Source organism: Streptomyces sp. NPDC025638 (assembly GCF_055558775.1).
Genome location: NZ_JBVHLX010000016.1, coordinates 176771 through 199452, shown reverse-complemented (window position 1 = coordinate 199452; position 22682 = coordinate 176771). Strand labels below are relative to the sequence as shown.

Annotated in this window: 22 protein-coding genes and 5 tRNA genes; 16 read left to right on the top strand and 11 right to left on the bottom strand. The window is 69.6% G+C overall.

Annotation, left to right across the window (positions count from 1 at the left end; genetic code table 11):
- Both ACZ4EG_RS35535 and ACZ4EG_RS35530 read left to right on the top strand, forming a co-directional pair.
- Positions 1–960, top strand: a 960-nt coding sequence (locus ACZ4EG_RS35535) for an acyl-CoA carboxylase subunit beta (RefSeq protein ID WP_467793516.1), incomplete at its 5' end; no start/stop codon positions are given.
- A gap of 57 nt (positions 961–1017) precedes the next feature.
- A complete protein-coding gene (locus ACZ4EG_RS35530; RefSeq protein WP_363298783.1) occupies positions 1018–1218 on the top strand; it encodes an acyl-CoA carboxylase subunit epsilon in 201 nt (66 codons plus the stop codon).
- A gap of 147 nt (positions 1219–1365) precedes the next feature.
- Here ACZ4EG_RS35530 and ACZ4EG_RS35525 read toward each other — a convergent pair whose 3' ends face one another.
- From ACZ4EG_RS35525 to ACZ4EG_RS35490, 8 genes are all read right to left on the bottom strand, one after another.
- Entirely contained in the window at positions 1366–1947 is a 582-nt protein-coding gene (locus tag ACZ4EG_RS35525) for a GTP-binding protein (protein ID WP_071369867.1), read from the bottom strand.
- On the bottom strand, positions 1928–2497 hold the full coding sequence (locus ACZ4EG_RS35520; RefSeq protein WP_363298782.1) for a DUF742 domain-containing protein: 570 nt from the start codon (positions 2495–2497) through the stop codon (positions 1928–1930). Before ACZ4EG_RS35520 ends, ACZ4EG_RS35525 begins: the two co-directional genes overlap by 20 nt.
- 97 nt (positions 2498–2594) lie before the next feature.
- The gene (locus ACZ4EG_RS35515; RefSeq protein WP_030948713.1) at positions 2595–3008 is read right to left on the bottom strand and encodes a roadblock/LC7 domain-containing protein; all 414 of its coding nucleotides are present in this window, start codon (positions 3006–3008) and stop codon (positions 2595–2597) included.
- A gap of 10 nt (positions 3009–3018) precedes the next feature.
- The gene (locus tag ACZ4EG_RS35510) at positions 3019–6261 is read right to left on the bottom strand and encodes a sensor histidine kinase (RefSeq protein ID WP_467793515.1); all 3243 of its coding nucleotides are present in this window, start codon (positions 6259–6261) and stop codon (positions 3019–3021) included.
- A gap of 379 nt (positions 6262–6640) precedes the next feature.
- Positions 6641–7216: a GTP-binding protein gene (locus tag ACZ4EG_RS35505; protein ID WP_067004841.1), complete on the bottom strand. Its 576-nt coding sequence runs from the start codon at positions 7214–7216 to the stop codon at positions 6641–6643.
- Positions 7197–7595, bottom strand: a complete 399-nt coding sequence (locus tag ACZ4EG_RS35500) for a DUF742 domain-containing protein (protein ID WP_263213113.1) — start codon at positions 7593–7595, stop codon at positions 7197–7199. The genes ACZ4EG_RS35505 and ACZ4EG_RS35500 overlap by 20 nt, the downstream gene beginning before the upstream one ends.
- A gap of 111 nt (positions 7596–7706) precedes the next feature.
- Positions 7707–8120: a roadblock/LC7 domain-containing protein gene (locus ACZ4EG_RS35495; protein ID WP_003973453.1), complete on the bottom strand. Its 414-nt coding sequence runs from the start codon at positions 8118–8120 to the stop codon at positions 7707–7709.
- A gap of 9 nt (positions 8121–8129) precedes the next feature.
- Complete coding sequence (locus ACZ4EG_RS35490; RefSeq protein WP_467793514.1) at positions 8130–11810, bottom strand: sensor histidine kinase; 3681 nt, start codon at positions 11808–11810, stop codon at positions 8130–8132.
- A 570-nt stretch (positions 11811–12380) separates the two neighbouring features.
- On the opposite strand from ACZ4EG_RS35490, the gene ACZ4EG_RS35485 reads away from it, so the two are divergent.
- The 9 genes from ACZ4EG_RS35485 to ACZ4EG_RS35445 all read left to right on the top strand — a co-directional run bounded on the left by ACZ4EG_RS35485 (position 12381) and on the right by ACZ4EG_RS35445 (position 16506).
- Positions 12381–12557, top strand: coding sequence for a hypothetical protein (locus ACZ4EG_RS35485; protein ID WP_263213114.1), 177 nt, complete (start codon positions 12381–12383; stop codon positions 12555–12557).
- A gap of 122 nt (positions 12558–12679) precedes the next feature.
- Complete coding sequence (locus ACZ4EG_RS35480; RefSeq protein ID WP_453554237.1) at positions 12680–13465, top strand: fumarylacetoacetate hydrolase family protein; 786 nt, start codon at positions 12680–12682, stop codon at positions 13463–13465.
- A complete protein-coding gene (gene gltX / locus ACZ4EG_RS35475) occupies positions 13458–14942 on the top strand; it encodes a glutamate--tRNA ligase (RefSeq protein WP_467793513.1) in 1485 nt (494 codons plus the stop codon). The genes ACZ4EG_RS35480 and gltX overlap by 8 nt, the downstream gene beginning before the upstream one ends.
- Before the next feature lie 261 nt (positions 14943–15203).
- Positions 15204–15935 carry an HAD family hydrolase gene (locus ACZ4EG_RS35470; protein WP_467793512.1) on the top strand — a complete coding sequence of 244 codons (732 nt, stop codon included), beginning with the start codon at positions 15204–15206 and terminating at the stop codon, positions 15933–15935.
- A 91-nt stretch (positions 15936–16026) separates the two neighbouring features.
- A tRNA-Gln gene (locus ACZ4EG_RS35465) sits at positions 16027–16098 on the top strand.
- 39 nt (positions 16099–16137) lie between these two features.
- Positions 16138–16210: transfer RNA gene (locus ACZ4EG_RS35460), tRNA-Glu, on the top strand.
- Between the two features lie 29 nt (positions 16211–16239).
- A tRNA-Glu gene (locus tag ACZ4EG_RS35455) sits at positions 16240–16312 on the top strand.
- Positions 16313–16333: 21 nt separating this feature from the next.
- A tRNA-Gln gene (locus ACZ4EG_RS35450) sits at positions 16334–16405 on the top strand.
- Between the two features lie 28 nt (positions 16406–16433).
- Positions 16434–16506, top strand: a tRNA-Glu gene (locus ACZ4EG_RS35445).
- 42 nt (positions 16507–16548) lie between these two features.
- On the opposite strand, the gene ACZ4EG_RS35440 is transcribed toward ACZ4EG_RS35445, so the two are convergent.
- The gene (locus ACZ4EG_RS35440; protein ID WP_467793511.1) at positions 16549–17193 is read right to left on the bottom strand and encodes a MerR family transcriptional regulator; all 645 of its coding nucleotides are present in this window, start codon (positions 17191–17193) and stop codon (positions 16549–16551) included.
- An 86-nt stretch (positions 17194–17279) separates the two neighbouring features.
- On the opposite strand from ACZ4EG_RS35440, the gene ACZ4EG_RS35435 reads away from it, so the two are divergent.
- Positions 17280–17804, top strand: coding sequence for a DUF4188 domain-containing protein (locus ACZ4EG_RS35435; RefSeq protein WP_467793510.1), 525 nt, complete (start codon positions 17280–17282; stop codon positions 17802–17804).
- Between the two features lie 319 nt (positions 17805–18123).
- Here the strand turns inward: ACZ4EG_RS35435 and ndgR are convergent, their stop codons facing one another.
- Positions 18124–18840: an IclR family transcriptional regulator NdgR gene (gene ndgR / locus ACZ4EG_RS35430; RefSeq protein ID WP_145883474.1), complete on the bottom strand. Its 717-nt coding sequence runs from the start codon at positions 18838–18840 to the stop codon at positions 18124–18126.
- A 187-nt stretch (positions 18841–19027) separates the two neighbouring features.
- Between ndgR and leuC the strand changes: the two genes are divergently transcribed.
- The 4 genes from leuC (at position 19028) to ACZ4EG_RS35410 (ending at position 22312) form a co-directional block, all read left to right on the top strand.
- Positions 19028–20455, top strand: a complete 1428-nt coding sequence (gene leuC, locus ACZ4EG_RS35425; protein ID WP_467793509.1) for a 3-isopropylmalate dehydratase large subunit — start codon at positions 19028–19030, stop codon at positions 20453–20455.
- Positions 20456–20461: 6 nt separating this feature from the next.
- Positions 20462–21055, top strand: coding sequence for a 3-isopropylmalate dehydratase small subunit (gene leuD / locus ACZ4EG_RS35420; protein ID WP_467793508.1), 594 nt, complete (start codon positions 20462–20464; stop codon positions 21053–21055).
- Positions 21056–21318: 263 nt separating this feature from the next.
- Positions 21319–21549, top strand: coding sequence for an SCO5555 family protein (locus tag ACZ4EG_RS35415; protein WP_263213127.1), 231 nt, complete (start codon positions 21319–21321; stop codon positions 21547–21549).
- Between the two features lie 136 nt (positions 21550–21685).
- Entirely contained in the window at positions 21686–22312 is a 627-nt protein-coding gene (locus ACZ4EG_RS35410; RefSeq protein WP_453554251.1) for an HU family DNA-binding protein, read from the top strand.
- A 78-nt stretch (positions 22313–22390) separates the two neighbouring features.
- Here ACZ4EG_RS35410 and ACZ4EG_RS35405 read toward each other — a convergent pair whose 3' ends face one another.
- Positions 22391–22603, bottom strand: coding sequence for a hypothetical protein (locus ACZ4EG_RS35405; protein WP_467793507.1), 213 nt, complete (start codon positions 22601–22603; stop codon positions 22391–22393).
- Between the last annotated feature and the right edge of the window lie 79 nt (positions 22604–22682).

The following is a 22682-nucleotide window of genomic DNA, read 5'->3' as shown; positions in this document are numbered from 1 at the left end:
GACGTGGTCAAGGCGGTCACCGGTGAGGAGATCACCCAGAACGGTCTGGGCGGCGCGGACGTGCACGCGGAGACCTCCGGCGTGTGCCACTTCGCGTACGACGACGAGGAGACCTGCATCCACGAGGTGCGCTACCTCCTCTCCCTCCTGCCGCAGAACAACCGCGAGAACCCGCCGCGGGTGGAGTGCTCCGACGAGGCCGACCGGCGCAGCGACGCCCTGCTGGACCTGGTGCCGGCGGACGGCAACCGGCCGTACGACATGGCCAAGGTGATCGAGGAGATCGTCGACGACGGCGAATACCTGGAGGTCCACGAGCGCTGGGCCCGCAACATCATCTGCGCGCTGGCCCGCCTCGACGGCCAGGTCGTCGGCATCATCGCCAACCAGCCCCAGGTGCTGGCGGGCGTCCTGGACATCGAGGCGAGTGAAAAAGCTGCGCGCTTTGTCCAGATGTGTGACGCTTTCAATATCCCGATCGTCACGTTCCTGGACGTTCCGGGGTTCCTCCCCGGTGTCGACCAGGAGCACGGCGGGATCATTCGGCACGGCGCGAAGCTGCTGTACGCGTACTGCAACGCGACGGTGCCGAGGATCTCGCTGATCCTGCGCAAGGCGTACGGCGGTGCCTACATCGTCATGGACAGCCAGTCCATCGGTGCCGACCTGACGTATGCCTGGCCGACCAACGAGATCGCCGTCATGGGCGCGGAAGGCGCGGCCAACGTCATCTTCCGGCGGCAGATCGCCGCGGCCGAGGACTCCGAGGCGATGCGCCAGAAGATGGTCAAGGAGTACAAGGCCGAGCTCATGCACCCGTACTACGCGGCGGAGCGCGGTCTGGTCGACGACGTCATCGACCCGGCCGAGACCCGCGAGGTGCTCATCAAGTCACTGGCGATGCTGCACACCAAGCACGCCGACCTGCCGTCGCGCAAGCACGGCAACCCCCCGCAGTAACCCGGCGGATCCTCCGCGGTACCCCCGCGGAAACCTCTCTCACGGAGACTGACACTTATGAACACCCCTGACATCCGCGTCGAGAAGGGCCACGCCGAGCCCGAGGAGGTCGCCGCCATCACGGCCGTCCTCCTGGCCCGCGCGGCCGCCCAGCCGACCGACTCCACCGCCCAGACCCACCGCGGCCGCGCGAAGGCCGGCTGGCGCCGTCTGGAGCGCGAGCCCGGCTTCCGCGCCCCGCACAGCTGGCACGGCTAGGCCGCGCCCGCACAGCAGCACTGAGAAGGGCCCCTCCCGGCCGGGAGGGGCCCTTCTCAGTGCGCCTGCCTGCGCATGTCTGTGTCCCTGGCCATGCGTAAGGGGCGCCCTCCGAAAAGAGGGCGCCCCTTACGCAGCTGGGCTCTGCTAGCGGAGGCGAGCCATCAGGGCGTGCTCCACAAGAGTGATGAGCGCCGACTTGGCGTCCGCGCGGTGGCGGGCGTCCGTCGTGATGATCGGGGTGTCGGGGCCGATCTGCAGGGCCTCGCGGACCTCGTCCGGCTGGTACGGCTGGTTGCCGTCGAAGCCGTTGAGGGCGATGACGAAGGGCAGGCCCGAGTTCTCGAAGTAGTCGACCGCGGGGAAGCAGTCGGCGAGACGCCGGGTGTCCACCAGGACGATCGCGCCGATCGCACCGCGCACGAGGTCGTCCCACATGAACCAGAAGCGGTCCTGACCGGGAGTACCGAACAGGTACAGGATCAGGTCCTGGTCCAGGGTGATACGGCCGAAGTCCATGGCCACCGTGGTGGTGGTCTTGTCCCCGGTGTGGGTGAGGTCGTCGATGCCGGCAGACGCGGACGTCATCACGGCCTCTGTGCGCAGCGGGTTGATCTCCGAGACGGCGCCGACGAACGTGGTCTTGCCCACGCCGAAGCCGCCCGCCACCACGATCTTCGCGGAGGTGGTGGAGCGGGAAGGACCGCCGCTAGAGCTTGCGAAGTCCACTGAGCACCCTTTCGAGCAGTGTCACGTCTGGCTGGCCACCGGCGTTCTCGTCGCCGCCGGGCTGATGGATGGCGACCAGGCCCGCCTCCGCCAAGTCGGCGACGAGGATCCTGGCCACGCCGAGGGGAATGGTCAGCAGGGCCGAGATCTCGGCCACCGACTTGATCTCTCGGCAGAGGTTGCAGATCCGCTGATGCTCGGGCAGCTGGCCCTGCATCTGGTGCGGCTGCGCAGTGGTGTGCACCAGTGCCTCGATGGCGAGCTGGTACCGCGGGCGGGTCCGGCCACCGGTCATGGCGTACGGACGCACCAAGGGGTTGTTCGACGCCCCGGCGGGCGCCGGCTCGGGACGACGCTGCGGCTGCACCGGCTGAATGCGCGGTGCCGACGGCTGGTCGTACGGCGAAGGACCGGGGCCCTGCGGCGCGTACGGCTGCCGGTGGCTCGGGGCGGAGGGGAAGTTGTACCGGTTCGCGGAACCGTCGCCCTGGCCCTGGGCAGGGCCGTACGACCAGTTCCCCGTATTCGAACCGCCTGGGGGTGTTGCCACTTTCTCTCCTCCTCCGACCGTGCCGGGCACCCAATCCCTGTGGAGCCGCGTCCCGAAACCTTACGGCCCCGGGACGCGAAAACGCACCGTCTGATTGTTAGTTGAGAAGGCTTCCCTGGAGTTCGGCGCGCAGGTCCGGGGTGAGAACCGTGCCTGCGCGGTCGACCAGGAGTGCCATTTCGTACCCGATGAGGCCGATGTCCGCCTCGGGGTGGGCCAGGACAGCCAGCGACGAACCATCGGAAATGGACATGAGGAACAGGAATCCCCGCTCCATCTCCACAACCGTCTGATTCACGCTGCCTCCCTCGAAGATCCGGGAGGCGCCTGCCGTCAGCGACGTCAGACCGGAGGCGACGGCCGCGAGCTGATCGGCGCGGTCGCGGGGGAAGCCTTCGGACATAGCCAGAAGGAGTCCGTCGGCGGAGACCACCACCGTGTGGGACACCCCCGGGGTGTTGTCCACGAAGTTGGTGATCAACCAGTTCAGGTTCTGTGCCGCCTGGCTCATCGGGCTCACACTAACGCTCCTGGTTGTAGGTGCTGTCAGGGCCGAAGCCCTGGCCGTTCGTTTCACTGCGTGCGCTGCGTCCGCGCTGGACGCCTCGACGCAGGTTGCTCAGCCTGCCCCGGACGTCCTCCGGGGCGCGGGAGACCTGTGGGCCTCCCTGAGGGGTGGTCTCGGCGGCTCCCTCGACCAGGTTGGCCTTGGGCACGCGCCGCGGCAGTCCGGAGGAGGTGACTCCGCCCGCCTTGGGCTTCCGGAGCTGCGAGGCCTGCTGCCAGCGCTCGTCGTTCGCCGAACGCCAGCCGTCGCCGTTGGTCTCCGGCACGGAGGCCGGTGCCTCCCGGTGTGCGCGCCCCGCCCCGTTCGAGCCGTTCGAGCCGTTCGTGCCGCTCGCGATGGATCCGCGGCGGGGCAGCCCGGCGTCGGTCAGCTGGTGGGCGGCGGAGTTGGCCGCGCCCGGACGGTCGAAGCCTACGCGGTCACGCTCGTTCACGTCACCGGCCTGCGCGGATTCCGCTTCGGGAGCGTACTGGGCCGGGTACCCGTTCTGGTAGCCGTCCTGCTGCGGCCAGTCGTCCTGGTAGGACTGCTCCTCGTAGGCCGGATAGCCCTCGGGGGCCGCGTTGTGCGCGGCGGCGGGCCCCTCCTGGGCCGCCTCCGCATACGTGGGCTCCGGGTAGCCGCCGTTGGGCGCGAAGCCGTCGCCGCTGGGCAGACCGCCGTTCGGCGCGAAGTACTGCTCGTCGTACGACGGCTGCTGCGGCTCCGCGTACGCGCCCTGCTGCTCCTCGTACGCAGCCTGCGGGTCGTAGGCCGCCGGCTGCTCCTGGTAGCCCGTACGGCTGCCGTCGTAGCCCTGTCGGGCGTCGAACTCGTCGTACGCGGGGGCCTGCGGGTCCTCCTGGGGGGCCTGGCCTGCCGTGGACTGGGACTCCAGGGCCGCGCGGCGCTCCTCGCGCATCAGCGAGCGGCCCACGGGGTCCAGGTCGCGGATGTCGTCGGGGACGTCGGCGTAGCGGCTGTCGTCGAAGCCGAGCTCGGCCGCCGTGCGCATCGGAGGCTGCTGCAGCTGGTTGAAGCTCTCACCCTGGAACTGCTGCTCCGGGATGATCTGGGAGACCGTGAACTCGTCGCGGTCCAGCGGCTGCTCGCCACCGCCACCGTGCGTGATCGCGTCCGGCAGCATGACCAGGGAGGTCGTGCCGGCCTGCTCGCCCGAGGGGCGCAGCTGGACGCGGATGCCGTGCCGGTCGGACAGCCGGCCGACCACGAAGAGACCCATGCGCTGGGAGATCGCGGCGTCCACGGTCGGCGGGTTGGCCAGCTTGTGGTTGATGTCCGCGAAGTCCTCGGCCGTCAGGCCGATGCCCTTGTCGTGGATCTCGATCATCACGCGGCCGTCGGGCAGACGGGTCGCGGTGACGCGGACCTTGGTCTGCGGCGAGGAGAACGTGGTGGCGTTCTCCAGCAGCTCGGCGAGCAGGTGCACGAGGTCGGTCACGGCGCGGCCGTGGATCTCGGCCTCCGGGACGCCGGAGAGCTCGATGCGCTCGTACTGCTCCACCTCGGAGGAGGCGGCGCGCAGGACGTCGACCAGCGGGACCGGCTGGTCCCAGCGGCGGCCGGGCTCCTCGCCCGCGAGGACCAGGAGGTTCTCGCCGTTGCGGCGCATACGGGTCGCGAGGTGGTCCAGACGGAAGAGGTTCTCCAGCTGGTCCGGGTCGGCCTCGTTGTTCTCCAGGTCGGTGATCAGGGTCAGCTGGCCCTCGATCAAAGACTGGTTGCGGCGCGAGAGGTTGGTGAAGATCGCGTTGATGTTGCCCCGCAGCAGGGCCTGCTCGGCGGCGAGCCGGACGGCCTCGCGGTGGACCTGGTCGAAGGCGCGGGCGACTTCGCCGATCTCGTCGGTCGAGGTGATCGGGATCGGCGCGACCCGGGTGTCGACCCGGCCGGGGTCGGTGCGGGAGAGCTGGTCGACCAGCATCGGCAGCCGCTGCTCGGCGATGCCGAAGGCGGCGTTGCGCAGCTGGCGCATCGAGCGGCTCATCTGGCGGGCCACCATGCCGGCCAGGATGAACGCGGCGAGCAGGGCGACCACGACCGTGGCACCGGTGATGAACGCGGAGGTCTTGGCGTCGTCGGCGATGCCGGAGGCCTCGTCCACCGCCTTGTCGGCGAGACCGAACTCGATCTGGCGGTAGGCGTCGTACTTGAGTGTGTTGACCGCCCACCAGTTCTGCGCGGTGATGCCCTTGGTGGCGAGAGCGGCGCGGGTGGTGGTGCTGGTGTCGGGCAGCTGGGCCAGGGCCGCGACCATCTTCGTCACGCTGGGCGGGGGCACGTAGCTCGGGTCCTTGCCCTTGGCCGCCTCGGCCATCGCCGCGCCGTCGGTCTTGATCTTCGTCTCGGCGTCGCTGAGCTTCTGCGCGTCGGACTCGGTGCCACCGCCGACGTACTCCTCGACGGCGATCCGCTCCAGGTAGGCGTACGAGGACAGGGACACCCGCTGGGTCGCCAGGTTCGGCTGGTCCGGGCCGGGCTTGATCAGCAGGTGCATGCCGATCCCGCGCTCCAGCGAGAGGGCGGCCTTGGTCAGCGAGATGGCGTAGACGGTACGGCCGTAGGAGGTGATGTTGCCGGTGCCCAGACCGAGCTCGTTGGCGAACTCCATCAGAGGGTGGGCGATCCCGACGTACCCCTCTTCGGTGTTCACGCCGGTCATCTTGGGGGTGTAGGCCGCGGCGCGCAGGTCCTGGAGCTTCGGCTCCTCCTCGCGGAACAGCTTCAGGCGGCGCTGCAGGCCCGCCTTCTGCGGCATGTTCTGCGCGGCCTGGTCGAAGGCGTCGGCGGCCTCGTCCGTCTGCTTGCGGGCCGAGACGACGGTGCTGTTGCTCTGGCCCTTGCCCTGCAGCAGCGGCGCCGCCGTGACGTCACGCTCGTTGTAGAGGGCGTCCGCGTAGCCGAGGGAGGCGCGCACCAGGCGCGCGGTGTTCTCGGCGTCCTGGGCCTCCTGCCAGGTGTCGATCGAGCTCTTCACCTGGAAGCCGCCCATGACGAGGCCGACCAGCACGGGTATGAGCAGGATCGCGTTCAGCCTGGTAGGCACTCGCCAGTTGCGCGGGGAGAAACGGCCGCCGCTCTTCGCGGGGGCGGCCGCCGGCTCCGAGCCTGGCACAGGGGTGGGCGCCGCAGCGCGCGGCGGCGGGGTGAAGTTGCCCCGTGCCGACGGCTCGGGACCGTTCTTGCTTCGCCTCACTCGACCAACAACCTCTCGGCGGCGGGCACCTACGACGTGCCGCAGTCTCTCAAGCCCGGTGTGTCACAGACCACTACTGAGTACGTCTTTGACTATTGGGCAGTTCAGGCATTCCAGCACGTCGACCAGCGCACTTCCAAACAGTGCAAACCTTGGATTGGGAGGGATGTAAGCCCCAGATAAAACGGTCAAAAAGAGCGAGCCCCGCCAAAAGGCGGGGCTTTTGTGAGCGCAGCGGCACCGATCGACCGCGACGCGTGGCGATACCACCTGATTCCTCTGCCGAAACGTTATGAACACCGGAGCCGACCGTGTCAAAGGCCACAGCCGGCTCCGCAACGTATACGACAACTGCCGTATGCCACTTTCGACTTGCGTGCTACCTCAACCGTGCCATGAGGGCGTGCTCGACCAGTGTGATCAGCGCGCTCTTGGCATCGGCCCGGTGCCGGGCGTCGGTCGTGATGATCGGGGTGTCGGGGCCGATCTGCAGCGCCTCGCGCACCTCTTCCGGCTGGTAGGGCTGCTGCCCGTCGAAGCCGTTGAGCGCGACGACGAACGGCAGACCGCTGTTCTCGAAGTAGTCCACGGCCGGGAAGCAGTCGGCCAGACGACGGGTGTCCACCAGCACGACGGCGCCGATCGCACCGCGCACCAGGTCGTCCCACATGAACCAGAAACGGTCCTGACCGGGCGTACCGAACAGGTACAGGATCAGGTCCTGGTCGAGCGTGATACGGCCGAAGTCCATGGCGACCGTGGTGGTCGTCTTGTCCCCGGTGTGGGTCAGGTCGTCGATGCCCGCGCTGGCGGACGTCATGACGGCCTCCGTGCGCAGCGGGTTGATCTCCGAGACGGCGCCGACGAACGTGGTCTTGCCCACGCCGAAGCCGCCCGCCACCACGATCTTCGCGGAGGTGGTGGCCCGGCCCGCGTCAGAGCTTGCGAAGTCCACTGAGCACCCTTTCGAGCAGCGTCACATCCGGAGCGCCGCCGTTGTTCTCGTCGCCACCCGGCTGGTGGATGGCGACCAGGCCGGCCTCGGCGAGGTCGGCGACCAGGATCCGGGCCACACCGAGCGGCATGGAGAGGAGCGCCGACACCTCCGCGACCGACTTCACCTCACGGCACAGGTGGCAGATGCGCTGGTGCTCCGGGAGCAGCCCCATGAGCGCTGCCGGGTCGGCCGTGGTGCTTATCAGCGCCTCTATGGCGAGCTGATAGCGCGGCCGCGTCCGGCCGCCGGTCATCGCATATGGACGTACCAGCGGCTGGTCGCCCTCGTCCCCGTACGGCTCCGCGTACGGATCATGAGAGGCGGTGGGCGGGGTCATGAATCCTCCGGGCGGGACAGCAGGTCGGGCAGTCGTGCCGTCTGACAGGGCCGGTGGGGGGATTGTGGCGGCCGGACGGTGATTTCGTGAGGTGGGTGGTACCGGGGCCGGTCAGTGGAGCAGACTGCCCTGGAGTTCGGCGCGCAGGTCCGGCGTGAGGACCGCCCCTGCACGGTCGACGAGCAGTGCCATCTCGTAGCCGACGAGGCCGATGTCGCACTCGGGGTGGGCCAGGACCGCGAGGGACGAGCCGTCCGAGACCGACATGAGGAAGAGGAACCCGCGCTCCATCTCGACGACCGTCTGCGCCACGTTGCCGCCCTCGAAGATCCGGGAGGCCCCGGCCGTCAGCGAGGTGAGCCCGGACGCGACGGCCGCAAGCTGGTCGGCGCGGTCCCGCGGGAAGCCTTCCGACATCGCCAGAAGGAGACCGTCGGCGGACACGACGACGGTGTGGGACACACCAGGGGTGTTGTCCACGAAGTTGGTGATCAACCAGTTGAGGTTCTGTGCCGCCTGGCTCATCTGGCTCAACTAACGCTCCTGCTGGTGAGTGGGGCTCGGGTAGCTGCCGGTCTGGCCGGTGTTGGCCTGCCGACCCTGCGCGATACCCCGACGGAGGTTGGTCAGCCGGCCGCGTACGTCGTCAGGCGCACGCGAGACCTGCGGACCGGCTTGGTGCTGTTGCTGCTGAGCCGTGCCCGGTACGAGGTTCGCCCGGGGCACCCGGCGCGGCAGGCCGGAGGTGGTGACGCCGCCCGCGGCCGGCTGCCGTACGCGTTCTGCCTGCCGGACGAGATCGTCGTTCGGCGAGCTGCGCCAGGCACTCGGAGCGGGACGCTGGGGGGCCGCCGGAGCGGCTGAGGGAGCGGGACCCTGCGACTGCTGCGGGGCCGGCGCCGAGCCGTTGCTCTGCTGCCCTCCCTGCTGGCCGCCGTGGAACCAGTTGGTCTCCAGGGTGTCGTACAGCGGGGTACGACCGTCGCCCGGACCGCTCGCCGGCGGCAGCGCCTCGGGCTCCTGACGGACCGGACGCTGCTGCGGGGCCGGCGGACGCTGCCCGCCGAAGTCGCCCGCCTGCGGCCGCTCGTACTGGCCCGTCGGCTGGGCGAGGTTCTGGCGCCCGGGCAGGGAGTACTGACCGGTGGAGCTGCCGTCGTAGCCCGGCGCGGGGAACTGGCCGGTGGAACCGGCGTCGTAGGCCTGCGGGGCGGCGAACTGGCCCGTGCCGGAGCCGTTCGGCTGCCCGGCCGGAGTGCCGAAGACGTCGGGGCGGACGAACGAGCCCGTGTTCTGCGGGCCGTTCGTGCCGGGGCGGGCGAACTGGCCGGTGTTCTGGGCGCTGTTGAAGTCCTGGCGGGGGACCACCGGAATATCGGCCGTCGAACCCGGGCCCTGCCGGTCGTCGACGCGCGGCATGCGCGCGGTCTGCGTCGGGTCCTGCTCGTCGTGGCCGCGCGGGGCGTCCAGCGAGGCGCGGGAGACCTGCGGCTGCGCGTTGTCGTCGCTCCAGCTCGGGGTGCGCTGCTGCGGGTTGCCGCCGGGCAGCTCGGCCCGCGCACCGCCGCGCGGCGGGAGCTGCCGGCCCTGGTCGGAGGCGTTGTTGCCGTGCTTCGGCGCCGCGGGACCGCGGCCGCCGAACATGTCCTGCTGGGGCGCGCCCGTGCCCGCCGCCTGCAGACCCTGCGGCGCCTGTCCGCCGAAGCCGGCACCCGCTCCGGTACCGGCCGGCGAGGGCCGGCCCTGCTGGTTCGCTGCCTGGCCCTGCGGACCACGCGCGCCACCCTGCGCACCGGGACGGCCGCCCTGGCCCGCGCCGGGCAGCGCCGCCCGCGGACCCTGGCCGGAGCCGACCTGGCCCCGCGCGCCGGGGCTCGAGCCGAGACGTCCGCCGCCGGACGGCGCACCGCCGCCGAAGGCACCGCCGGCACCGAGGGCGCCACCGGGGGCACCGGCACCGAGGGAGCCGCCCTGGTTGCCGCGGCGGGCCGCGGCCGCACCGGCCGCTGCCTGCGCGGCGGCCGGACCGCCATTCGCCGCGGGGGCGCCGGGCTTGCCGGGAGCGGGCTTCTTGCCGCCCTGGGCGACATCGACGGGGAGCATGACCAGCGCGGTCGTACCACCGGAGTCGGACGGGCGGAGCTGGATGCGGATGCCGTGGCGCTGCGACAGACGACCGACCACGAACAGACCCATGCGGCGGGACACCGAGACGTCCACGGTGGGCGGCGAGGCGAGCCGCTCGTTGATCGCCGCGAGGTCCTCGGGGGAGAGGCCGATACCGGTGTCGTGGATCTCGATCAGCACCCGGCCGTCGGGCAGGGCGTGACCGGTGACCTTGACCTTGGTCTGCGGCGAGGAGAACGAGGTGGCGTTCTCGAGCAGCTCGGCGAGCAGGTGGACGAGGTCGTTGACCACGCGGCCCGCGACCTCGGTGGTCGGCACGGCGGCCAGCTCGATGCGCTCGTACTGCTCCACCTCGGACGCGGCGGCGCGCAGGACGTCGACCAGCGGGACCGGGCGGGTCCAGCGGCGGCCGGGCTCTTCACCGGCGAGAACGAGAAGGTTTTCACCGTTACGGCGCATACGCGTCGCGAGGTGGTCGAGCTTGAACAGCGAGGACAGCTGGTCCGGGTCGGCCTCGCGGGACTCCAGTTCGGAGATCAGCGACAGCTGGCGCTGGATGAGGCCCTGGGAGCGGCGCGAGAGGTTGGTGAACATCGCGTTGACGTTGCCCCGGAGCAGGGCCTGCTCGGCGGCGAGGCGGACCGCCTCGCGGTGCACGTCGTCGAAGGCCGCGGCCACCTGGCCGATCTCGTCCCGGGAGTGCACACCGACCGACTCCACGGACGTGTCGACGTCCTGCGGGTCGGACTCGGACAGCTGCTTGACCAGCTCGGGCAGCCGGTCCTGGGCGACCTTGGTGGCGGTCTCCTGAAGGCGGCGCAGCGAGCGGATCATGGAGCGGGCCACGACGAAGGCGCCGACCAGCGACACGCCGAGGACGAGGAGGATCAGCGCACCGGAGATGATCGCGTCGCGCTCGGTGGCGTTGCGCAGCTCGCGGGCCTTCTGCTCCATGTCCTCGAGCAGTGAGTGCTCGATCTTCTTCATCTGCTCGAGCTTGGTCGAGCTGTCGTCCACCCAGTCGCGGTAGGAGCGCTTGCTCTGGTCGGTGAGGCCACTGGGGCCGCTCAGGGCGCGCTTGGCGTAGGTGTCCGCGGACTCGATCGTCGGGTTGCCCGAGTCGATCGGCTTGAGGAGCTCGGCGACGTTGCCGCCCGCGTAGATCTTCCGGAAGATCGTGAGCTCGGAGCCCTCGCTGGACAGTGCCGACTGGCCGTAGAGCCGGTCGTTGTCCGAGAGCTTGCCGGGCGTCGTGTTGTTGTCGGGCAGCGCCGCGGCGATGACGGCACGCTGCACGGACGCGTACTCCTTGGCGGCGGAGAACGCCGCCAGGGCGCGGGTGCGCTGGATCATCTCGGGGTTGCTGGAGGCCTCCGCCATGTCCTGCGAGAGGTCGACCAGCTGGGTGATCAGCCGGTGGTACGACTCGACGGTCTGCGTCGAGTTGTCCTTGGACGCGTAGGCACTCCGGCGGATCTTCGCGAGACCCTCCAGCTGGCCGACCAGGCCGACGAGGCTGTCACGGACGCCCTGGAGCTGACCGTTCTTGCTCGCCGCGTCGATCTCCTCGGAGGAGTCGATGAAGTTCTGCTTCGCCCGGTCGGTCTTGTCCTGGTAGCCCTTGACCGTGTAGTCGGTCGCCTTGAGGCCGTGGGCCAGCGGACCGGCGGACTGGTCGCGCTCCTCCTGGAGCGCGTTGGCCAGTTCGGTGGCCTGCTTGGTCATGTCCGTCAGCAGCTTCATGTTGTCGAGCTGCTGGATGTCGGTCATGGAGTCGCTGATGCGCAGCGCGCCCAGCGAGGTGGCCGCGACCACGGGGAGCGCGAGCAGCGACACCAGGCGCGTGGAGATGCGCCAGTTGCGCAGTGCTATTCGCGGACCGGGGCCGGTCGGACCCTGGACGGACTTCACTGTCGGCGCGGGGCTCGGCGACACGGCCGCGCCGGGGCGCCCGGAGCGCTCACCGCCGTCGCCGATGGGAACCGGGCCCGGGTTCTGGGCGTGCTGGGGCGAGGAACCGCGGTCGGTCCCGCCGTGCGGCTCCGGCTCCGCCGAAGCGCTGCCATCCCTCTTGAAACGTCCCTGCACTAGCGTCGCAACCTCTGGACCAGGCGCCCCTCCGCGCGAACGGAAGGACACGGTGTCGGCGTTGTGGGGAGCGTCCTGAATACGCCCCCGGGTGTTCTTGAGCGACCGACGCTGACTCCCCCTTCTCGCCGCCGCTCGGCGCTGCTCTGCGCCCGTGCGCCGGCTCGATCCCGCGGCGGTCCGTGGAATTCCAGCACAGTGCAGGATCTCCAACAAGGGCCGTGGACCGAGCTGTGACCTGAGTGACAGCAAGTGATCGGGAGGTTACGAGACGTAGAAGATGACCTCGTACATAACGGACGAATCCTTGCGAGCAACGGGAATCGAGGGGGTGTCCCAGTCGCCATGATCAGGAGCGGAATGGAGGCTTCAGTGGGGCAATGTCCGTTTCGTTGCCATGGATTGCGAGCCTGAATTGACCGGATTGTGTGCAGAGTCGTGAGCAAACTCACATGCAGACCCAGGGCACTTGGCGGCTTCACCGGGGAATTGGATGTTTAGCCTGACGCTTTACAAGAGGTAACTCTCTGCCAACCACTCACGACAGGGCCCCGTACAACCGTGAAGACGATGATGTTCCGCAACATAGCCAACCCGCGTCGCACGACCCTGGCGCACCTCGAGGACGCCGGCGAACTGCAGACCCCGGAGCAGCCGGAACACTCCGTCGACCTGCCCGCCCAGACCGCCAACCCCAAGCGCACCGTCCTCATGGAGGTCCCCGTGACCTCCTCCGTTGCGCAGTAGTACGGCGGCCGGCCGCCGGATGCTCAAGGCGGTCGGCGCGGAAGTTCCGGGGCGCCCCCCTTTGCCGCGTTAGCCTGGAGCGTCAGACTCCAGCCGGCTCAGTTAAGGGGCGCAAGGATCCCGTGCGCATCGCCAGGTTCTCCATCGACGGGAACGTCGCCTTCGGCGCGGTCGAGGGCGAAAAGCAGGACGAGCTCGTCCTGGACATCATCAAGGGCATCCCGTTCGCGGACCACGAGCTCTCCGGTACGAAGGTGCCGCTGAGCAAGGTCCGGCTGCTCCCGCCGGTGCTCCCCAACAAGGTCGTGGCCTTCGGCCGCAACTACGCGGAGCACGCCAGGGAGCTGGGCAACGAGGTCCCCGACGCCCCGTTCGCCTTCTTCAAGCCGTCCACCTCGGTGATCGGCCCCGGCGACGAGATCCAGTACCCCTCCTTCTCCGAGGAGCTCCACCACGAGGCGGAGCTGGCCGTGGTCATCGGCCGTATGTGCCGCGAGGTGCCGCGCGACCGCGTCAAGGACGTGATCTTCGGCTACACCTGCGCCAACGACGTGACCGCCCGCGACGTCCAGCGGCGCGAGAAGCAGTGGGCCCGGGCCAAGGGCTTCGACACGGCCTGCCCGCTCGGCCCCTGGGTGGAGACGGACCTGGACCTCGCCGCCGCGAACGACCTGACCGTCCAGCTCACCGTCAACGGCGAACAGCGCCAGCTGGGCCGTACGAGCGAGATGATCCACCCCATCGAGGATCTGATCGTCAACATCTCCGAGGCCATGACGCTGCTGCCCGGCGACGTGATCCTCACGGGCACCCCGGCTGGGGTCGGCCCCCTGCACGTCGGCGACGAGGTCGCCGTCACCATCGAAGGCATCGGCACTCTCACCAACAAGGTTGTCAAGCGTGGCTAGCGCATCCGGCTCCCCCGTACGCGTCCGTTTCTGCCCCTCGCCCACCGGTAACCCCCATGTGGGACTGGTCCGCACCGCCCTGTTCAACTGGGCGTTCGCCCGGCACCACCAGGGCACCCTGGTCTTCCGCATCGAGGACACCGACGCGGCCCGCGACTCCGAGGAGTCGTACAACCAGCTGCTCGACGCGATGCGCTGGCTGGGCTTCGACTGGGACGAGGGCCCCGAGGTCGGCGGCCCGCACGCGCCCTACCGCCAGTCGCAGCGCATGGACCTCTACAAGGACGTCGCGGAAAAGCTCCTGGACGGCGGTCACGCCTACCGCTGCTACTGCTCCCAGGAGGAGCTGGACACCCGCCGTGAGGCCGCGCGCGCGGCGGGCAAGCCGTCCGGCTACGACGGCCACTGCCGCGACCTGACCGCCGAGCAGGTCGAGCAGTACCGGGCCCAGGGCCGCACCCCGATCGTCCGCTTCCGGATGCCCGACGAGACGATCACCTTCACGGACCTGGTCCGCGGCGAGCTGACCTTCACCCCGGAGAACGTGCCGGACTACGGCATCGTCCGCGCGAACGGCGCCCCGCTGTACACGCTGGTGAACCCGGTCGACGACGCGCTGATGGAGATCACCCACGTACTGCGCGGCGAGGACCTGCTCTCCTCCACCCCCCGCCAGATCGCCCTGTACAAGGCGCTGATCGAGCTCGGCGTCGCGAAGCAGATCCCGTCCTTCGGGCATCTGCCGTACGTGATGGGAGAGGGCAACAAGAAGCTGTCCAAGCGCGACCCGCAGTCGTCGCTGAACCTCTACCGCGAGCGCGGCTTCCTCCCGGAGGGCCTGCTCAACTACCTCTCGCTGCTCGGCTGGTCGCTCTCGGCCGACCAGGACATCTTCTCGATGGACGAGATGGTCGCGGCCTTCGACGTCTCCGACGTGAACCCGAACCCGGCGCGCTTCGACCTGAAGAAGGCCGAGGCGATCAACGGCGACCACATCCGCCTGCTCGATGTGAAGGACTTCACCGAGCGCTGCCGGCCGTGGCTCCAGGCCCCGTTCGCCCCGTGGGCCCCGGAGGACTTCGACGAGACGAAGTGGCAGGCCATCGCCTCGCACGCGCAGACCCGCCTCAAGGTCCTCGACGAGATCACCGACAACGTCGACTTCCTGTTCCTCGCCGAGCCGGTCTTCGACGAGGCGAGCTGGACGAAGGCCATGAAGGAGGGCTCCGACGCCATGCTGCGCACGGCCCGCGAGAAGCTGGACGCGGCCGACTGGACCTCCGCGGAGTCCCTGAAGGAGGCCGTCCTGGCCGCCGGTGAGGCGCACGGCCTCAAGCTCGGCAAGGCCCAGGCCCCGGTCCGCGTGGCGGTCACCGGCCGCACGGTCGGTCTGCCGCTCTTCGAGTCCCTGGAGATCCTGGGCAAGGAGAAGACCCTGGCCCGCATCGACGCGGCCCTGGCGAAGCTGACGGCGTAGCACGCACGGCGTAGCACGCACACCGAGGGGCGGCAACCGGACCACCGGTCGCCGCCCCTCGCGCTGTCCTGACGGGAGCAGGTGTTCGGCCTAGGGGGTGTCGTCCGGATCAGGCCGGCTGTGACGAGGGGTGCGGTCCGGCCGACCGCGAGCGGGGGCATGGGGGTGCCCCCTGGTCGAGCGAAGCCGAGAGCTTGGGGGAGTGCGTGCAAGGGCCCGCGACGCCGGGATGATCCGAACGACACCCCCTAGGGTGGGGACATGACGATCAGGGCCGTGATCTGGGACGTGGACGACACCCTCTTCGACTACACCAGCGCGGATCGCGAGGGCATGCGCTCCCATCTGGCGGCCGAGGGCTTGCTCCACGGGCATGGGACCCCGGAGCGGGCCCTGGTGCGCTGGCGGGAGATCACCGATCAGCAGTGGGCCCGGTTCTCGGCGGGGGAGACGTCCTTCGAGGGTCAGCGGCGCGACCGCGTACGGGTGTTCCTGGACCAGGAGCTGACCGACGCCGAGGCGGACGCCTGGTTCCAGCGTTACGTCGGTCACTACGAGGCCGCCTGGAACCTGTTCCCGGACGTCCTGCCCGCCCTCGACGCCCTCGCCGCCAGCCACCGGCACGCGGTGCTGTCCAACTCCAGCCTCACGGTCCAGGACCGCAAACTGCGTGTGCTCGGCCTGCGCGACCGCTTCGAGGCCGTCCTGTGCGCGGCCGAACTGGGCGTCTCCAAGCCGAAGGCCGAGGCGTTCCTCGCTGCCTGCGACGCCCTGGAGCTCGCCCCGCACCAGGTCGCGTACGTCGGCGACCACCCGGAGATCGACGGGCGGGGCGCCGCCGAGGCCGGTCTGCTGTCCGTGTGGATCGATCGCGGCGGGGTGTACGCGGACGGTGCGGGGGCCGCCGTACCCCACCGGATCTCCACCCTCGCCGAACTCCCCGCCATCGTCGGCGCGGATACCCGTTTTGGAGCGCCGTCCACCTTCGGGTAATGTTCTTCCTGCGCCGAGGGGAGCTGGTCGGAAGACCGGGACCCCGGGGCGCGAAACTAGAACAAGATCCCCTCAAGGGCTTGCGTTCCAGTGGCCTATGGTGTAATTGGCAGCACGACTGATTCTGGTTCAGTTAGTCTTGGTTCGAGTCCAGGTAGGCCAGCTCGCAGAGCTCATCTGCACCCGCGGATCCCATCCGCAAGCCCCCGTTGTGTAGCGGCCTAGCACGCTGCCCTCTCAAGGCAGTAGCGCCGGTTCGAATCCGGTCGGGGGTACTGGTTCCGATCAACTCGGAATCGCTAGGGCCCCCGTTGTGTAGCGGCCTAGCACGCCGCCCTCTCAAGGCGGTAGCGCCGGTTCGAATCCGGTCGGGGGTACTGACTGGTCTAAACCATCATTGGTCTATGGTGTAATTGGCAGCACGACTGATTCTGGTTCAGTTAGTCTTGGTTCGAGTCCAGGTAGACCAGCTCGGATCTGCGGAAACGTAAGATCCTCGCCCCCGTTGTGTAGCGGCCTAGCACGCCGCCCTCTCAAGGCGGTAGCGCCGGTTCGAATCCGGTCGGGGGTACATCGGACGAAGGCCCTCCACCTCGGTGGGGGGCCTTCGGCGTTACTCGAAGCCGTACCGCCGCGCCGACTCCTCCTCCTGGGCCAGCCGGTGCAGCGCCTGGAGCATCGGCTCGACCAGCACCGCCGAGATCACCGCGCTCTCCGCCTTCTCCGCCTCCGACGGCTGCGCCTCCACGAAGTCCAGGTCGTACCGCGCCGCCTCGTGCATCAACATCGCGTAGAAGACCAGTCGTTGGGCGTCCCATTCGTAGCCGAGCCGGCGGAACGCGGCGATCGCCACCACCAGGGAGCGGTACGAGGGGGAGATGGTGGTCAGCATCTGGGCGTTGGTCCAGCCCAGCACCTCCAGCAGTCCGTCCGCCTCACGATGGGCGGCCTGGACGTACTCGTCGTCCTCGTCCGGCTCCGGCACCTGCGGCAGCGCCCACAGGGCGGCGCCCAGCCGGATGGTGCGGCCCAGCGAGTCGTCGTCGACATGCTCCAGCACCTCCCGCACCGTCGCCACCGGCAGCCGGCCGACCTGGATCATCGCGCGCACCAGTCGCAGCCGGCGCAGATGCTCCTCGTCGTACTCGGCGGTCGTCGCGTTGACCTGGCGGCCCGGCGCCAACAGCCCTTCGCGCAGGTAGTACTTGATCGTCGCGGTGGACACACCGCTGCGCTCACTCAGCTCGGCAAGCCGCATGCCTTGCGCCTTTCCTTGGGAAGTGCCACTATCCAAGCATTGCGCAGAAGGATAGTGCCGCTATCTGATCGGACGAGAGGGTCGCCATGTCCACCAGACCGGTTCCGGGCCGCACCACCGCGGAGGCAGAAGGCGACGTGGTGGTCCTCCTCATCGGCATGCGCATCAACCACTTCTGGGCGGTGCACCAGTGGCTCCCGGTCATGCTGGCGATGCTGCGCATGCTGGGGGAGTTGGCTCGCGACAGGAGTCGGGGGCTGCTGGGGCGGATCCTGCTGACCGCCTCGCCGCGAACGTACTACGTCGTGCAGTACTGGGAGTCCAAGGAGAAGCTCTACGCGTACGCGACCGCGCCCGACGCCTTCCATCACCGGGCCTGGACGCTGGTCAACCGCGAGGAGAAGGCCGGGAGGGCGCGCGGGCACGTGGGCATCTGGCACGAGACGTATGTCGCGCCGGAGGGGTCGTACGAGTCCGTCTACGGCGACATGCCGGCGTTCGGCCTGGCGGCGGCGCACGGACAGGTCCCGCTGGAGCGGCGGGGCCGGTACGCGAAGGACCGGTTCACGTACCGGTCGCAGCCGGCGCCCGAGCCCGAGAAGGCCGGCTGAAGCGGGGGCGGGGGAGGGCCTGCCGCGGCGTTGAGGTGGGTCCTCCCCGGTGATGTACCCCGAGGATGCGATGGGCTCAGCCCCAGCGGCGCAATGCTTCGGAGAGGCGGCCGGCGGCGTCGACGGCCGCCTAGGCGTGCATACGGCCCGGGTGGCGCGCGCTCGCCGATGGATCGGGGTCGGCCGCGGCGGGGTCGCGTACCGGTCGTAGCCGGTCGTCGAGGCCGAGAGGGCCGGCTGATGTGGGGGACTGGGGAGGGCCTGCCGCGGCGTTGGGGCGGGTCCTCCCCGGTGTCGTGTCCCCGAGGGTTCGAAGGGGTCAGCCGGAGCGGCGCAGTGCCTCGGAGAGGCGGCCGGCGGCGTCGATGACCGCCTGGGCGTGCATACGGCCCGGGTGGCGCGTCAGGCGCTCGATGGGGCCGGAGACGGACACCGCGGCCACCACACGGTTGGACGGGCCGCGTACGGGCGCGGAGACGGACGCGACGCCGGGCTCGCGCTCGCCGATGGACTGGGCCCAGCCGCGGCGCCGCACACCCGACAGGGCCGTCGCCGTGAAGCGGGCGCCCTGCAGGCCCCGGTGCAGGCGCTCCGGCTCCTCCCAGGCCATCAGGATCTGCGCGGACGAGCCCGCCTTCATCGTGAGCGTGGAGCCGACCGGGACGGTGTCCCGAAGCCCGGACAGCCGTTCCGCCGCGGCCACACAGATGCGCATGTCACCCTGGCGCCGGTAGAGCTGCGCGCTCTCGCCGGTGACATCGCGGAGGTGGGTGAGCACCGGGCCCGCCGTCGCAAGCAGGCGGTCCTCGCCCGCCGCCGCGGCCAGCTCGGCCAGGCGCGGCCCGAGGATGAACCGGCCCTGCATGTCGCGTGCCACCATGCGGTGGTGTTCCAGAGCCACGGCCAGCCGGTGGGCCGTGGGTCGTGCCAGTCCGGTGGCCCCGACCAGACCCGCGAGGGTGGCCGGACCGGACTCCAGAGCGCTGAGGACAAGGGCTGCCTTGTCCAGAACGCCGACGCCGCTACTGTTGTCCATGCAACGATACTCACGTCTCACTCTGTGAAACGCAAGTTCAATTTTCCGTGAGACGCGCAACCCTTGTACGCACAGCGGCCCGCGCACCGAACGGGCCTGGCGGCAGGCGCCCGGCACAGGGTGCGGGGACCGCCCCCCCAAGATCTCTAGTTGGGCCGGCGCACCTTTGCCGGCCGAAGGGAAAGCGATGGGTAGGACACTCGCGGAGAAGGTCTGGGACGACCACGTCGTCCGGCGCGCCGAGGGCGAGCCCGACCTCCTCTTCATCGATCTGCACCTGCTGCACGAGGTGACCAGCCCGCAGGCCTTCGACGGTCTGCGCCAGAACGGCCGCCAGGTGCGCCGTCTCGACCTCACCATCGCGACCGAGGACCACAACACCCCCACCCTCGACATCGACAAGCCCATCGCGGACCCGGTCTCCCGCGCCCAGCTGGAGACCCTGCGCAAGAACTGCGCCGAGTTCGGCGTGCGGCTGCACCCGCTGGGCGACGTCGAGCAGGGCGTCGTGCACGTCGTCGGCCCGCAGCTGGGTCTGACCCAGCCCGGTACGACGGTCGTCTGCGGCGACTCCCACACCTCCACGCACGGTGCCTTCGGCGCGCTGGCGTTCGGCATCGGCACCTCCCAGGTGGAGCATGTGCTGGCAACCCAGACGCTGCCGCTGGCCCGCCCGAAGACCATGGCCATCACGGTCGACGGCGACCTGCCCGAGGGCGTCACCGCCAAGGACCTGATCCTGGCGATCATCGCCAAGATCGGTACGGGCGGCGGCCAGGGCTACATCCTGGAGTACCGCGGCTCCGCCATCGAGAAGCTCTCGATGGAGGCCCGCATGACCATCTGCAACATGTCGATCGAGGCCGGCGCCCGCGCGGGCATGATCGCCCCCGACGAGACGACGTTCGCGTACATCAAGGGCCGCGCCCACGCCCCCGAGGGCGAGGACTGGGACGCCGCCGTGGCGTACTGGAAGACCCTGAAGACGGACGAGGACGCGGTCTTCGACGCCGAGGTGCACATCGACGCCGCCGCCCTCTCGCCGTTCGTCACCTGGGGCACCAACCCCGGCCAGGGCGCGCCGCTTTCGGCGTCCGTCCCCGACCCGGCTTCGTACGAAGACGCTTCGGAGCGCCTGGCCGCAGAAAAGGCCCTGGAATACATGGGGTTGGAGGCCGGCCAGCCGCTGCGCTCCATCAAGGTGGACACCGTCTTCGTAGGCTCCTGCACCAACGGCCGCATCGAGGACCTGCGCGCCGCCGCCGAGATCGTCAAGGACCGCAAAGTCGCCGACGGCGTACGGATGCTGGTCGTCCCGGGCTCCGCGCGCGTGGGCCTGCAGGCCGTCTCCGAGGGCCTGGACGTGGTCTTCAAGGAGGCCGGCGCCGAGTGGCGGCACGCGGGCTGCTCGATGTGTCTGGGCATGAACCCGGACCAGCTGGCCCCCGGTGAGCGCTCCGCGTCCACCTCCAACCGCAACTTCGAGGGCCGGCAGGGCAAGGGCGGTCGTACGCACCTGGTGTCGCCGCAGGTCGCGGCCGCGACGGCCGTCCTGGGTCACCTGGCGTCCCCCGCCGACCTGTCCGCCGACACCCCCGCGCCCGCTGGAGTCTGATCAGTCATGGAAGCATTCACCACCCACACCGGCCGGGCCGTCCCGCTGCGCCGCAGCAACGTCGACACGGACCAGATCATCCCTGCTCACTGGCTCAAGAAGGTGACCCGGGACGGCTTCGAGGACGGGCTGTTCGAGGCCTGGCGCAAGGACGAGAACTTCATCCTCAACCGGCCCGAGCGCAAGGGCGCCACGGTCCTGGTCGCGGGCCCCGACTTCGGCACCGGCTCCTCCCGTGAGCACGCCGTCTGGGCGCTGCAGAACTACGGCTTCAAGACAGTGATCTCGTCCCGCTTCGCCGACATCTTCCGCGGCAACTCGCTGAAGAACGGCCTGCTCACGGTGGTTCTGGAGCAGAAGACCGTGGACGCGCTGTGGGAGCTCACCGAGAAGGACCCCACGGCCGAGATCACGGTGGACCTCGAAGCGCGTGAGGTGCGCGCCGAGGGCATCACCGCCTCCTTCGAGCTGGACGAGAACTCCCGCTGGCGGCTGCTGAACGGCCTGGACGACATCTCCATCACCCTCCAGAACGAGGCCGACATCGCCACGTACGAGGCCAAGCGCCCGTCGTACAAGCCGCGGACGCTCCAGAGCTGACCGGCGCCTGATCCAGGTCTGATTTCGGCCACCGCAACACCTCTTCTGTACCCCCGATCGCCACGATTGGGGGTACAGCCATGTCTGCACCCGAACGGCCCTGCGCGTTCTCGCACGTCGGCCCAACTTCCCACGTTACGAAGGCTGTTGTCGGGGTACGTGAGTGCAGTATCCGCACCTTTCGCAAGTGCCCGGAAGGCCATTCGAGGCGGCAGTTGCACCCTGCGCAGGCGACAACTCGCCCCAGATGGCACAATCTGTGCATGGAACACGACGGCCAACTCGAGCTCTATGCGGCGGTCGCGGACCAACTGAAGGAAGCGCACACAAGAGTGCGCGCACTGCAAGTCCCGGAGGGCGTACGGATGGCGCTGACCCGGAAGCTGCTGGTCATTACGGCCGCGGCCAAGCACGATCTCGCCGATGCGGCAAGGCGTCTGGAGCGGTTCACGGCGGACCTCGACGAGGGTCGATTCCCCGACGAGGAAGGCTGAACCGCACGAGACAGCCGAGTCCGTTGCGGCGCACGGGTGATAAGCCCGTTTCGTGTTTGATTTGCGGTATATATCTGCCTAACGTGCGAAAAAGCTTGAACACTTTCGTTCTGGCGATGTCTCCGAAGGGGAAGACGTGAACAAGGCGCAGCTCGTAGAAGCGATTGCCGACAAGCTCGGCGGCCGCCAGCAGGCCGCCGACGCTGTCGACGCGGTCCTGGACGCCATCGTCCGCGCGACGGTCGCCGGGGACCGGGTCTCGGTCACCGGTTTCGGTTCCTTCGAGAAGGTGGACCGTCCCGCCCGCTACGCCCGCAACCCCCAGACGGGCGAGCGGGTTCGGGTCAAGAAGACCTCCGTGCCGCGCTTCCGCGCCGGTCAGGGCTTCAAGGACCTGGTGAGCGGCACGAAGAAGCTCCCGCGCGGCGGCGAGGTCGCCGTCAAGAAGGCGCCCAAGGGCAGCCTGACCGGCGGCGCGGCCGCGACGGTCAAGAAGGCCGCCGCGAAGAAGACCACCGCCAAGAAGGCCGCGGCCAAGAAGGTCACCGCCAAGAAGGCGGCACCCGCGAAGAAGGTCACCGCGAAGAAGGTCACGGCGAAGAAGACGACCGCCAAGAAGACCACGGCGGCGAAGAAGACCACGGCGGCGGCGAAGAAGACCACCGCCAAGAAGGCCCCGGCGAAGAAGGTCACGGCCAAGAAGGCCCCCGCCAAGAAGTCGACGGCACGCAAGACCACCGCCAAGAAGGCCACCGCCCGCTGATCAGCAGGGCACAGGGCACTCACACGCCGGGCCGGACTCCCCTCGGGAGCCCGGCCCGCGGCGCGTTCGGGCAGACGCTCAGAACGTCTGCAGGGTCACCAGCGTGATGCGGAGGTCCTTTCCGGAGCCCTCCGCCGGTTCCGTCTCGATCCGTACGCGCTGCCCGGGCCGCAGCAGCCGGAGGCCTCCGGCATCGAACGCCGGGGCGTCGAAGGGCACCGGGGTGCCGTCGTCGAGCAGCACCTGACCGCTGCGGGTCTGGGGTTCGTACGTGTATGCGGTCGCCTGCATGTCGGTCAGCCTAATGCTCGCCGGGCGCGGAGTCGCGCCGTTGGGCTTGCGGTGCCGTCGGCTCCATAGCAACCCCCGG

Coding starts and splice junctions, on each gene's coding strand:
- ACZ4EG_RS35485 (WP_263213114.1), top strand. CDS start 12,381: ATGATGTTCCGCAACATAGCCAACCCGCGTCGCACGACCCTGGCGCAC.
- ACZ4EG_RS35440 (WP_467793511.1), bottom strand. CDS start 17,193: ATGCGGCTTGCCGAGCTGAGTGAGCGCAGCGGTGTGTCCACCGCGACG.
- ACZ4EG_RS35415 (WP_263213127.1), top strand. CDS start 21,319: ATGGAACACGACGGCCAACTCGAGCTCTATGCGGCGGTCGCGGACCAA.
- ACZ4EG_RS35405 (WP_467793507.1), bottom strand. CDS start 22,603: ATGCAGGCGACCGCATACACGTACGAACCCCAGACCCGCAGCGGTCAG.
- leuD (WP_467793508.1), top strand. CDS start 20,462: ATGGAAGCATTCACCACCCACACCGGCCGGGCCGTCCCGCTGCGCCGC.
- ACZ4EG_RS35500 (WP_263213113.1), bottom strand. CDS start 7,595: ATGACCCCGCCCACCGCCTCTCATGATCCGTACGCGGAGCCGTACGGG.
- ACZ4EG_RS35435 (WP_467793510.1), top strand. CDS start 17,280: ATGTCCACCAGACCGGTTCCGGGCCGCACCACCGCGGAGGCAGAAGGC.
- ACZ4EG_RS35470 (WP_467793512.1), top strand. CDS start 15,204: ATGACGATCAGGGCCGTGATCTGGGACGTGGACGACACCCTCTTCGAC.
- ACZ4EG_RS35495 (WP_003973453.1), bottom strand. CDS start 8,120: ATGAGCCAGGCGGCACAGAACCTCAACTGGTTGATCACCAACTTCGTG.
- leuC (WP_467793509.1), top strand. CDS start 19,028: ATGGGTAGGACACTCGCGGAGAAGGTCTGGGACGACCACGTCGTCCGG.
- ndgR (WP_145883474.1), bottom strand. CDS start 18,840: ATGGACAACAGTAGCGGCGTCGGCGTTCTGGACAAGGCAGCCCTTGTC.
- ACZ4EG_RS35515 (WP_030948713.1), bottom strand. CDS start 3,008: ATGAGCCAGGCGGCACAGAACCTGAACTGGTTGATCACCAACTTCGTG.
- ACZ4EG_RS35530 (WP_363298783.1), top strand. CDS start 1,018: ATGAACACCCCTGACATCCGCGTCGAGAAGGGCCACGCCGAGCCCGAG.